Origin of the sequence: Flavobacterium sp. W20_MBD1_R3 (genome assembly GCF_052119725.1) — a bacterium.
Classification (GTDB): Bacteria; Bacteroidota; Bacteroidia; order Flavobacteriales; family Flavobacteriaceae; genus Flavobacterium.
This window is the reverse complement of sequence record NZ_JBGQOR010000001.1, coordinates 644,051-657,379: the sequence shown is the minus strand read 5'-3', so window position 1 is coordinate 657,379 and position 13,329 is coordinate 644,051. Positions and strand designations below refer to the sequence as shown.

Below are 13,329 nucleotides of genomic sequence, written 5' to 3'. Positions count from 1 at the left end.
ACAGATGGAATCTATTAGAAACATTGCAATTATTGCCCACGTCGATCACGGTAAAACAACTTTGGTTGATAAAATTATGTATCACTGTCAGTTATTTCGCGATAACGAAAACACAGGTGACTTAATCCTTGATAACAACGACTTAGAGCGTGAAAGAGGTATCACCATTACTTCTAAAAATGTTTCTGTAGTATACAAAGGAACAAAAATCAACATTATAGATACTCCTGGTCACGCCGATTTTGGTGGTGAGGTAGAGCGTGTATTGAATATGGCTGATGGAGTTTGTCTACTTGTAGATGCTTTTGAAGGACCAATGCCTCAAACTCGTTTTGTATTACAAAAAGCTTTAGATCTTGGTTTGAAGCCATGTGTTGTAATCAACAAAGTCGATAAAGAAAATTGTACTCCTGAAGAAGTACATGAGAAAGTTTTTGACTTAATGTTTGAATTAGGTGCTGAAGAATGGCAGTTGGATTTTCCAACAGTTTACGGTTCAGCTAAAAACAATTGGATGTCTGACCATTGGGAAAACGTAACTGATAATGTTGAAGCATTATTAGATATGGTGATCGCTAACGTGCCAGCTCCTAAAGTATCAGAAGGAACTCCTCAAATGTTGATTACTTCTTTAGACTTTTCAGCTTTTACTGGACGTATCGCTATTGGTCGTTTAGAAAGAGGTGTTTTGAAAGAAGGAATGCAAATTTCTTTGTGCAAAAGAGATGGTGTAATCATTAAATCACGAATTAAAGAATTACATACTTTTGAAGGTTTAGGTCGTAAGAAGGTACAAGAAGTAATTGCTGGAGATATCTGCGCAATTATTGGGGTTGAAGGTTTTGAAATTGGAGATACAATCGCTGATTTTGAAAACCCTGAGGCTTTACAAACAATTACAATTGATGAGCCAACAATGAGTATGTTGTTCACTATTAATGACTCTCCTTTCTTTGGAAAAGAAGGTAAATTTGTAACTTCTCGTCACATTAGAGATAGATTGACTAAAGAATTAGAAAAAAACTTAGCGATGAAATTGGGTGAAACTGATTCAGCTGATAAGTTTATGGTTTTTGGTCGTGGAGTACTTCACTTGTCAGTTCTTATTGAAACTATGAGAAGAGAAGGATATGAGTTACAAATTGGTCAACCACAAGTTATCATCAAAGAAATTGATGGTAAAAAATGTGAACCAATTGAGGAATTAACAATTGACTTACCAGAAAATTTGTCTGGTAGAGCGGTAGAGTTTGTTTCTTTCCGTAAAGGAGAAATGTTGAGTATGGAAACTAAAGGAGAGCGTATGATTATAAAATTCAACATTCCATCTCGTGGAATCATTGGATTGCGTAACTTATTGCTTACTGCCACTGCTGGCGAGGCTATTATGGCACACCGTTTCATAGGATATGAGCCTTACAAAGGAGAAATTTCTGGTCGTAATAAAGGTTCTTTGATTTCTATGGAAAAAGGAAAAGCGATTCCTTATTCTATCGATAAATTGCAAGATCGTGGTAGATTTTTCGTTAATCCTAATGATGAAATTTACGAAGGTCAAGTAATTGGAGAAAACTCTCGTAGTGATGATATGTGCGTAAACGTGACTAAAGAGAAAAAACAATCAAATGTTCGTTCTTCTGGAAATGATGATAAAGCTAGAATTATTCCTCCGGTTATTTTCTCTCTTGAAGAAGCTTTAGAGTACATTCAAAAAGATGAGTATGTTGAGGTAACTCCAAAATCGATTCGTTTGAGAAAAATATATTTGACTGAAACTGATAGAAAAAGATTCAAAATCTAATTTTATTTTTCATATAAGTTAAAAGCCATTCGTTCATTCGAATGGCTTTTTTTTTTGGTTTTTAATTTCAAATTTAATTATTAATTGGACTTGGAGCAAATCTATTCTAAATTAGTTATGTGCATGGTTTGTTTTTAATATGTTTTTTGTTTCCTAATTTAGTTTGGGTCGCAAGACATATATTATAGTAATTATTAAAAGAATTTTTGCCACAGATTGCAATGATATTTTTTTTAAAACTAGATAATGAAGCTGTTTTGCTAATTTGAAGATATTTCACAACGAATTTAGATTTTGAGTAAAATATGAATCAAATTTTATCTTTTTTAGGCAGTAATCTATTCTGCTTTAACATCGTAGTTTTCAGTAGCTACTTTTTAATTTTAAATTATAATTGTAGGTACATGAAATAGTTCTTGTCCGAGATTTGCATGAGGGATAGGAACAAGCTACCGAAGTAGCGTGGATAGCCCGACAGCATAAATAGAAAGGGCCAACTTAGCGCAATGATGAGTTGGCCCTCTTTATTTATGGTGGCATGCCAAACTAATTACTTTATCTCTTCAAACTAAAATGCCCTTTGGCTTCTCTGCCATCGTCTAATTTTACAGTATACCAATAATCATCAGATGGTAGCGGTTGTCCGGTGAAAGTACCGTCCCAACCTTGACTCGAAGCTGTGATTTGTTTTAGTAATTTGCCATAGCGATTAAAAATATAAATTATTGAATTGGGATTAAAAGTAGCATTTATTCCTTTTATATTCCAATAATCATTAATACCATCACCGTTTGGAGTAAAAAAATTGGGAGTGCCAATCACTGCAATTGTCTCACTTACGATCCCGCATCCATTTTTGTCATTTATGAATATTTCATGAATACCAGGAGCCATATTATCAAAGAAATTAGAATCTTGAAAAGGTCCTAATGGCGCATCAATGCTGTATTCGTATCTTCCTTGGCCACCAACAATAACTGTTACGGTATTAGTCTCGGAGAGGTCTATAATGTTAATTGTGGTAATCTTTGCAACATCGGAAGCCGTTACTTTTATAGTTCTTATTCTGCTGCAACCAGCAAGAGAACTTACTGTTACAGTATAATTTCCTTCTTGATTTACAGCTAGTGTAGCACTTGTTTCGCTAGTTAGCAAGTTGTTATCCTTGGACCAAGTGTAGGTGTAATCAGTAGTTGGCGATCCATCTTCGATTCCGGAATCAAGTGTTACGTAAAAAGTAGGAAGATTTAGACAAACCAACTCATTAGCTGCTAAATTCTTGTTTGTGTTAATATTAGGTTTTGGATTTACGATTAATTTAATTTTAGGGCTCAAGCCATAGCAAGTATTATCAGTGGCACTTTCGACCCTGATCCAAATATTTTGTTGATGTGGATAGCCCTCGTTTCTATAGTTAAAAACATTTGTTATTTCATCATTTTCGGATAAAGCATCAGCTTCATTTTTATAATATTGTACCAAATAAGGAGTACTTGACGGTGGAAGAATGGCGAGGATGTCAGAAGTTACACTACTAAAATCGAAGGCTGATATTCCATCTGTATCATCATTTTCTACACCTAAATCATCGCAATTACTGAATATTCTGCTGTATGAAGTTGGAATTTTTGTAGTTGATACGATCAAATTAATTTGAGCAGTTTTGATACATCCATTTGAATTTTCTACGCGTGTCCAAACGGTCATATTTCCTGTAGAGGTATTCCTAAAAGCATAGGGATTGGGTATTAATTTACTGGAGTCTGCATTTTCAGCAGCTTCAAGTGTTGTATAATACGTGAATGTTTCTAATACTGCATTTGAAGAGATTGCATCATTTTTTACCGTTAAATTAAAGTTGGAATACCCATCAAGGTCGTCGTCACACTGCACAATTGTTGTATTAGTAACTGCTGGTAAATTCGTAATTATCAAAGTCGTTTCTGCAGAAATCAAACCACATGAATTTCCTGTCTTTTCCAGTTTTACTCTATATTTATAACCGTTCATGATTTTTATGACGGGATCAATCAGTAACGTATTTGAAGTTGCACCACTGTACACAGTAGAATTAATAATAGGATTCCAATTACTGCCATTAGTAGAGACTTCCCATTGGTATGTATTACCTCCATTGTCTTGAAGCATAATTGCGGTGCTTTCTAGTTCACATGTTGGTAGCGCTTGTGGCTGCACAATAATTAGTATTGGTGCCGCAATCGTGTAATTGTTATTTGGAGTTGCATAGCCACTTCCACTCGTAACTTTTCCATTTAGATTTACTATTTCGAGACTACTGCCTAGCAGTCCATTATTGTCTGGATCCAAAAAGCCAGCCTCTATAACATCAAAACAAGAATCATTATCACTGTCCAGATCGATATAATTTGAAGTGCCATCATCATCGGTATCTAGAGTGATATAATTTAGTTTTCCACTATCTGGTGCCGTTTCCAGCGCATCAAGAAGGCCATTTGTGCCAAAATAAACGGGTCCACCATCTAGAATTCCATCTTTATTGGTGTCAATCACATTATGTCCTGATTCAACAAGATCATAAATACCATCATTGTCGCTATCTGCATCTAGATAATCCGGAATTCCATCTTGATCAGTATCTTTGGGTATAATACCGGGTCCAAAGGCATTGTCTAGTCCATTTTTATCTGAATCTGTTCCAGAAAAGATCGTGAATCCTTTTCCTTGTGCTTCAATAGCATCTGGAATTCCGTCATTATCACTATCTCTATCTTCTAAATCTGGAATTGTGTCTAAATCCGAATCATACGTCGCAGTATGACTAATTGTAAAAATGGCATTGTTGGTATTTGTTTCAGAAAGATTTGTATGAGTCAATGTTACTGAATTAGTGTGATACGATGAAAATTGGAAACTACCTGAACCAGGAGCCAGTGGAGTGGTACTTTTTAATCTGAATCGAATTTCAAAAGAGGAAAATTCAGTTACGCCACTTTCATATATTCCATCGTAATTAGTATCAACTAATAATTGATTTTGTGGGTCCGTGAGGGTAATTGTTTTGTCTGTAGGGACTTTTAAAACAAAGTCACCTTCGGCATTTAAATAGTCAGAAACAGCAGTAGTTTGATTTGTGTTGTCTTGTGGTATATAATTAATGCTTATACTTTCTGTTTTGGTTAGATTTAGCGTGTACGAAACAGAACTGGTTTGACTAGGCGGAACCGCCGATACGAATCCATATAATGGTTGTCCGGTAATTGTTCCATTTCCTGATATTGTAGCATTATAATCTGGACTTAAGGTGCTATTTTGTTGGTTTAAAAACGAAATATTGGCTTCAAGGCTATTTATGATACCATCATTATCTAAATCTATGTCAATGTTGTTGTTAGTGCCGTCATTATCCGAATCCAATGGACAACTACTGACTGGAATTTTATCTGAAAAAATAGGAACAGTATTGGGACAATTTGTGATACTTCCCTTTACTTGGTAATATCCTGGCTGTGTTGGGTTATATGAATTAGAGTTGGCCAGGTCAATTGGAATATCATTAAAATACCATTGAAAAGAATCGTAAGAGGATAAAGTATTAATTTTTAAAATAATATTGGGAATACATGCAGTATTAGAAACTAATATTTTATCTGTAATTATCTCTGGTTTAGTATCAAAACCTGAATAATAGCCGCCATAAGTAGCCGCTCCATTTGTTCCAAAATACGACACATATACTTGTCTGGTTGATTTTACAGTAATATTTCCACTCAAATCAGAAACCGTATACCGCACATAATTGTTGTTACCAGTTATGGAAAATGCAGGAGTGCTAATAGGGCTTCCATTTATAGTAACGGCTGCTCCATTTTCAGTTACAATATTTAATCCACCATTATAAAATGTAGCTCCTATTGATTCTATGTGAGGAATGTTGTCAACACTATTAGGCGTCGCACAATTTAAAGGCGGTACAAAAAACAAATTTTGATTAGCGGGCGGATTATTGTTTGAGCTAGAACCTCCTATACTTTGATAGGCTGATACATTTTGAGAGGTGGTAACGTATAAATTTCCATCAATAAATTGGCCTCCATCAATAACAATGTAATCCCCGGGATTATTTAAAATGGTAAATGGCGCTAAAACATTATTTAAATAAATTTCAGTTTGAGCTTCATTGGCAATTAATAATACTCGTTCTAATTCATCTGTGCCAAGACCTTTAACAAAGATATATTCTTTTCCCGTTTTCTCTGTTGGAACAATTTGATCAAAACCTACATCTCTTCCAGTAGGATTCCCTTGTAGGTTGACAAATGAGCTATTACTACCTCCAAAAGAACCTGAATTAATTGCTACAGGTTTATCTGATTCTACTAAAGCTCCAATCATTTTAGAGCTATTAGAAATAGAAGTACTATAATTTTCTAAAGCCAAAACATAACTTTCATTTTTGTTCAAAGTAACTTCTATAGGCCCAGAAATAATTGTTCCATCGGATAATCTTGTTCCATTTTCTATTTTTGAAATAGTGATTTTTGTTCCGTTTTCTGTGGCTAATACCGAAGCAAAATTCAATACACTTTGATCGTAAACAGGATTCAACATGGCTCCTAATCTAAACTCTTTTCCCAGAGCACTATTTCCTTTTGATACTAATCCCCCAGCATGATTATAAGAATTATTTTGATTTGAAAATCCAGCATTGACACGAACACTTACATAAATTAAATCTTCGGCCTCAATTATAAACCCCTTGTTTGTTATTTTTCCAATACTATTTTTTGGAGTGAATAATTGAGTATCTTGACCTTGACCAATATTATAAATGAAGGGTGTGTCATTTTTTACTGCATCGATAACAATAGGTATTCCGTTAGCAATGATTTTAAAGTTGACATTAATGTTGCTTGGTGTTGAAATATATAAATACTGATCACCCGCTAAATTTGTAGAACAGGTCAATGGCGGTATATAATGTGTTTTACTAAACTGTGAGTAACAACTTATAGAAAAAAGTATTATGAGTACGAGTAACGTTTTTTTCATGTGTTAAAAATAGCAAATTTATATTATCTTTTTAATGAAAAATGGCCTGTTATTACTTTTTCATTAACAAATTTTAAACGGAACCAATAATCATCAGCAGGTAGTGGCAAACCATTAAAAGTTCCATTCCAGCCATCACCGGATGTGGTCAATTGTTTCAGGAACTTTCCGTAGCGATCAAAAATGTACAACATAGATTTAGGTAGTGTTTCTAAATTTTTAATATTCCAAACATCATTATATCCATCATTATTGGGTGTGAAATAACGAGGATAATCAACAATATAAACAACGAAAGGCCGTGATAAACCACAACCATTTTTATCTCTGGCATACACTAAATATTTGCCGGGAGCCAATCCACTAAAAGTAGCACTATCCTGAAAAAAAGCACCATCTATTGAAAACTCATAGGAACCAATACCAGTATATTCAATTGTGATAGCATTTTCATTTCTTGCAAAACTCGTTGTTTGTACTCCTGTAATTATTGCTATTCCTGAAAGTGAAACCGTAAACAATTTGGTTTTTTGACAACCATTTTCATTGCGTACCGAAACAGAATAGGAGCCTGGGGAATCAATAGTGATGGTATTTGTTACCGCTCCTGTATTCCATAAATAACTCGAAAAACCAGTTTCAACGGCCAAATCAATTACAAATCCTTCACATATAACCAAAGTTTCGTCTTGAAAATTGGGTGGGTCAAAAGGGTTTACTTCAAGAATTATTGGCACAATTGCATAACAGTCCGGTCCATTTATAATCTTAGCAAAAATTGTTTGTTGATAGGGAATTGTATTTTTAAAAATAGTAGGTAATACATTCTCTTCTGCAACTGCAGCTGTTCTGTTTAAGTAATACTCCACCAGCATTCCAGCTGGTAGACCTGATAGTACTTGAGGTGTTACCTGTGTATTTAGGTTAAATTGTGTCATACCATCCTCGAGACCATCACCATCACAAGTTGCAATAGGATTTTGTGCTGAAATGCTATTATTAGAAATAATCAGCTTTACTTCTGCAAAATTTTCACATCCTAATGCATTGGTGACTCTCGCAAATACAGATTGATTTGTGCTCGTATTTAGAAAAGAAGTGTTAGTAGTAATGGCATTCGTTTTTGCTTTGGCATCAGCTAAAGATTGATAATACTGTACTGGACTTAAGTTAGGAATGTTGTTTTTAACAATGACATCAACTTTAGTCAAATCAAAAATGGTGAATCCATCTGCATCATCATCACATTGTGATAGGGTAGTGTCCTTTAGATCGATCTCCGGAATGTATTCAATGCTAATTTCTTCCGTTGCTATACAACTGGCTGTAAGTAAGACTTCTACTTTATAAACTCCGGGGCTAGTAACGTTGTAAGTTGGCGTATTTTCTGGCAAAAGCGTATTGTTTTTGTACCATCGATACGTATAATTTGATGCTAATTTAGGATCAATTGTATATCTTTCGCCAAAGCAAATAGCAGTATTTGTTGTTATTAATCTGTCAGGACCTAAGTCAATTTTTGGTTGAAAGCTTCCCGCCTCAAGAAAAACAGCGGAGTCATATTCTTCATTGGAATCATCGGCAATGACTAATTTAATGTGATAAGTTTTTCCTGCAATAACGGTACTTTGCGCATTCAGAACAATTGTCTGAGCACTATAGTTTATAGCACTGGAACTATTGTTGTATCCTCCAAAATAACTCTCATTTTCGGGAGGGCATCCTAAGATAATTCCGTTTTCAGAATTAAATTCCGGAATTAGAGGATGCACATTAGTTGAAGAAACCGGAGTGTTGGTGTTAGGAATTACAGCTAAATTTTGATATGCTCCCACACTTCCCTTTTCTTTGATTAAAAAAGCAAAACCATCCGAAAATGCGCAGGGATAGTAATCTTGATATTCATTAGAGGCAAAGATATAATTGAAACTAATAAAATTAGTCAACGGAACAAAATCAAATTCAAGGACAGTAGCATTAAATGTTTTGGTTAAATTCAGTACTTGCTCTAAATCAAAATCACCTGGCCATTGGGAGTCGCCACCACCTTTGTTTCTTATAAATGGACCTTCGGAATTCTTGCTGCTCCAAGTACTCAAAAGCACTCCTTCCTTGAAAGGAAAATCGCTGGTTCCAGTATTAAAATAAGCATAACTTTTTTTACTTCCAGAATAATTATCTCCTATAGCCGCTGGATTTGAAATTGTTACACAAGAGCTGTTTACCAAAACATTTTCAATTAGCTCTTGTGCATTTTGAGTATCGTCAACTAAAATATATTGCGCCGTGGCTGTAGAGGTATAGCAATACACGCAGGCATAAATCAAAATTGTTGTTACCCATTTCATAGCCTAGCAAATATACTACAAATCTCGTTTTTTTAATAATCGGTAGGAAAGGAATATGAAAATGGCAGTCCAGCATAGCACAATTGCCACAGCTGAATACTGAACCCCATAATCTTTAATGTTGTCTAAACCAATTTGGTTTCCTAAATTTTTTACTACCGATAATCGGGAAAATGGTTCGACAATTAAATTCGACATCGATTCTAGCGGTAAAAACTGAGTAATAGAAGCTGCAGTAGTATTTTCAGGGAACACTTTGAAACTCAAAATCCCATTGATTATTCCTTCAATAATATTCCAAACTAACAGAAATCCAAGCGCAAATGCAGAGCGCTTCACCAATATTCCAAGGAACAAACAGAAAGAGAAAAACCCAACTAATTTGATAAAATAAGCAAGCAGATATTCGACATCCGAGAAAACAATACTAAATTCGGTATACGAAGAAAAGCTGTATCCTAAAAGGAGTGACATTATAAAAATAAAGACAGTTGATACGGATGCAAATAATACGACAGTAAGAAATTTAGACTGAATAAATTCCTTTTTACTCATTCCGTCAATTAAATTCTGTTTCAAGGTGCCATAACTGTATTCGTTAGCCATCATGGAAACAATTACAATAGCCAAGAATAATTTTAATATTGCAGCAATATAAGTGTTGAAATGCCAGATGTAAGGAAAGTTAAAAATTCCCATCTCGGCCAAATGAAATTTAAAAATACCGAGATCAAATTTGATTGAAGCAATTAATGCAATAAAGGTTAAAAGAATAAAATAAGTCAAAGTCAAAACGCGGCTTGCTTTGTTTTTCCAGATTTTTTGAAGTTCTATTGAGAGAAGTCGTTTCATATTGAAATACTAATTTTAGTGTGCTGTTGCGATTGAAAGGTAGTTTTTATTGGTTTTTTGTCAATTCAAGAAATTGTTCCTCCAAGCTGTTTTTGCGCTTCACCAAATGATTCAATACTATATTTTTTTCAAAAAGATACTGATTTAATTCTTTAGCTTCCAAAATCTCTTTTAAGTAAACCAATACTTTATCATGCTCCTTGACGACATTTTTTACAGCAGGATGTGTTTTTACAATTGCTATTAAAGAATCTAAATCATCTGCTTGCAGTTCAAAAAAGCCCTCATTTGCTGACATTCCATCGACTAAACCGGTGTATAAAATCTCGCCTTTTCTTAATACCAAAACGTGGGTACACACTTTTTCTACTTCGTCTAATAAGTGGGAAGCGAGTAGGATGGTAGTTCCTTTGGCTGCAATTTGCTTGATGATATCTCTAATTTGATGAATCCCCTGAGGATCTAGACCATTTGTGGGTTCGTCCAGAATTAAAATTTCAGGATCATTTAATAAAGCTGATGCAATGGCTAAACGTTGTTTCATTCCTAACGAAAAAGCACTAAATTTACTATCCTGTCGTTCCGTCAAGCCCACTAGCTCTAGCTTTTCGGTGACCTTCGCATAATTAATTCCTTTGATTTTACAGACTAATTCTAAGTTCTCCTTAGCGGTCATATACGGATAAAAATTAGGTCTTTCTATAATGGCTCCCACTTTTTTTAATGCTTCGTGAGTTTCCATTGTGCCGCCAAACCAACTGTATTCTCCAGAAGTTTTATTGACTACATTCAAAGCAATTCCTAAAGTTGTTGATTTCCCGCTCCCATTAGGACCTAGTATTCCGTATACATTGCCTTTTTGTATTTCGAAAGAAACGTTTTTTAAAGCTTGAAGTGAGCCATAACGTTTGTTGAGATTTTTGATAGAAAGTATCGTTTCCAAAGGGTTCATCTTTTAAATTTAAGATAGGACGAACAACACTGGATTTTGTTACTCTAAATTTCACATTAGTTTATCTCTTCGATCAATTCACGCAACGAATTTAATTTTTGAGCCGTGATTGGCTTGTCAATATAATCTTTGACCACACTATATTTTTTAGCTTTTTCTATATCATTTGGATCTATGGATGACGTCATGATAAAAATAGTAATCTTTTTTTGAATAGGTAGTAGTAAAAATTCTTCTAAAAATTGCCATCCATCTATGACGGGCATATTCAAATCTAATAAAATAGTATCTGGTAGGATTTCGTTAGTATTAAAACTGTGTTTTAACTTGTCTAATGCAACTTGTGGGTTGTGAAAAGTTTCTATTTCATCACAAAAATTATTTTTCGAGATAAGGATGCTCATCAATTTTACCGTCAATTTGTCATCATCAATGATGTATGTTAATTTATTTTTCATTTAAATAAATTTTAAAATTAGAGCCTTGTCCGACCTTGCTTTCTACTTCAATTTTTCCTCCCATAGCCTCGAGTTGGTTTTTCGTTAGGAATAACCCAATTCCTTTCGCATCTTCATTGCCATGAAACGTTTTATACATGCCAAAAAGCTTGTGGCCATCTTTTTCTAAATTTAATCCTAAGCCATTATCTTTAAAATTTATAATGTTGTAATTGTCTTTAGTTTCATAACTTATTTCTAGAGTTGCATTTCTGTTTGGAGATTTATATTTTATTGCATTGGTAAATAAGTTTAGTAAAATACTGTCTAAATAAGCAGGTATAACGCTAACCATTAAGGAATTGGGTATTGAGTGCGTGATTACGATTTCACTAGCTTTGATACTTAGACTTAAAGCCATCCTTGTTTTTTCAATTTCGTGTTTTAAACGAATACTTTTCTTTTCAATATTTGTTTTCTGCTGAATGGTTATAATTTCATTCAAATATTCAATTGTTTCTGATAATTTTTGTGTGCCCTCTTTAAATAAATCGAAATAAGAAAGCTTTTCAGGAATATCGTCAGTATGATCAATCACATCAATTACCATTGATAGGTTACTAGTGTGAGAGCGAATATTGTGAGAAATGATGTGCGCAAAATTATATAATTTATTATTTTGGCTGTTTGTGATCTCTAATAAGCGTTTTAGTTCTAATTCTTTTTCAATTCTTAATGTCACATTTCTGCCAACACCTATAAAATGAAGGAAATTATTCTCGCTGTCAAATACGGTACTTATATTCAACTCAAACCAATATTTTTCTTTGGTTTTAGTATAATTAAGGATCGTGATGTTGATGCTTTCTTTATTTTTAATTGCTTTTCGCATCATAGCAGTAGACTCGATATCAGTTTCGGGACCTTTAGATAAATATCCTGGTTTTTGTCCTAAAACTTCGGTCATACCCAAACCAGTGAGGTCTAAATAAGCTTGATTTGCCCATATCGCTTCTCCATTAGAATTAGCAATTACAATTGTATCTGTTGTTCCTGAAGCAGCCAGAGACAATAAATTTAACTTGTCTTCAACATTTTTTCTTTCCGTGATATCTCTTACAAAACATACCAAATAGGTCAAGTCTCCAACCTTAAATTTTTTGCCAGATGCAATTTCAACAGCAATTGAATTTCCTGATTTTGCTTTTATATAAGTGTCGTTAACCGTATACTCATTTTTTGTTAAGTTGTATTTTATAAAAAAACGCAATGCTTTTCTAAATTCTACAGTAAAAAGGATGGAATTATGCATCCCTCTTATTTCTGAATCTAAGTATCCGGTAAGTTCAGAGGATCTTGAATTGCAATCCGTGATAATACCATTTGAGGTGTCAACAATAAAAATCGCATCATTAGCACTAGAAAAAATAGAAGAAAATTTTTCTACACTGAGCTGTAATTCATTAATTAGATTTTGTTCTTTTGTAATGTCTTGAAAAGTACCTAACAAATTTATCGCTTTTCCATCTAAGAATTCTACTTGACAAATACATTCAACATATTTGAGATTGTTTTTTGCAGTAGTAATCTGAAATTTATCTTCAAATGAAATTCCTTCATTGATAGCCCGATCTACAAATTTTTTTATTCGGTCCCTATTTTCGCCAAAGGTGTAAAAATCAATTCCATTACTAACTGTTGCAATAAAATCTTTTGGAACTTCCAGAATAAATTTCGTTACTGCATCCCAATAAATATCTTCCGTTTGCAAGTTCATTTTCCATATTCCAATCTTAGCTGATTGCGCAGCCTTGAAATAGAGTTCCATCTTGTTCTTCATTAGTAGGATTTGATTTGTTTAAGTGTCTTGGGGAGATATCAAATGTAGGGGTTATTTTTTATGTTTTA

Annotated in this window: 7 protein-coding genes; 1 reads left to right on the top strand and 6 read right to left on the bottom strand. The window is 33.9% G+C overall.

What is annotated here, in order from left to right; all coding sequences use genetic code 11:
• The first annotated feature begins 4 nt into the window (after positions 1-4).
• Positions 5-1,801 (top strand): translational GTPase TypA, encoded by a 1,797-nt coding sequence (gene typA / locus ACEN2F_RS02735; RefSeq protein WP_441735731.1) that lies wholly within the window; start codon positions 5-7, stop codon positions 1,799-1,801.
• A 555-nt stretch (positions 1,802-2,356) separates the two neighbouring features.
• On the opposite strand, the gene ACEN2F_RS02730 is transcribed toward typA, so the two are convergent.
• From ACEN2F_RS02730 to ACEN2F_RS02705, 6 genes are all read right to left on the bottom strand, one after another.
• Positions 2,357-6,832 carry a T9SS type B sorting domain-containing protein gene (locus ACEN2F_RS02730; protein ID WP_441735729.1) on the bottom strand — a complete coding sequence of 1,492 codons (4,476 nt, stop codon included), beginning with the start codon at positions 6,830-6,832 and terminating at the stop codon, positions 2,357-2,359.
• A gap of 23 nt (positions 6,833-6,855) precedes the next feature.
• Complete coding sequence (locus ACEN2F_RS02725; RefSeq protein WP_441735727.1) at positions 6,856-9,180, bottom strand: choice-of-anchor L domain-containing protein; 2,325 nt, start codon at positions 9,178-9,180, stop codon at positions 6,856-6,858.
• A gap of 15 nt (positions 9,181-9,195) precedes the next feature.
• A complete protein-coding gene (locus ACEN2F_RS02720; RefSeq protein WP_441735724.1) occupies positions 9,196-10,032 on the bottom strand; it encodes an ABC transporter permease in 837 nt (278 codons plus the stop codon).
• Positions 10,033-10,078: 46 nt separating this feature from the next.
• The gene (locus tag ACEN2F_RS02715; protein WP_441735935.1) at positions 10,079-10,975 is read right to left on the bottom strand and encodes an ABC transporter ATP-binding protein; all 897 of its coding nucleotides are present in this window, start codon (positions 10,973-10,975) and stop codon (positions 10,079-10,081) included.
• A 65-nt stretch (positions 10,976-11,040) separates the two neighbouring features.
• A complete protein-coding gene (locus tag ACEN2F_RS02710) occupies positions 11,041-11,442 on the bottom strand; it encodes a response regulator (protein WP_441735722.1) in 402 nt (133 codons plus the stop codon).
• Positions 11,432-13,261, bottom strand: a complete 1,830-nt coding sequence (locus ACEN2F_RS02705) for a PAS domain-containing sensor histidine kinase (RefSeq protein ID WP_441735720.1) — start codon at positions 13,259-13,261, stop codon at positions 11,432-11,434. The genes ACEN2F_RS02710 and ACEN2F_RS02705 overlap by 11 nt, the downstream gene beginning before the upstream one ends.
• Between the last annotated feature and the right edge of the window lie 68 nt (positions 13,262-13,329).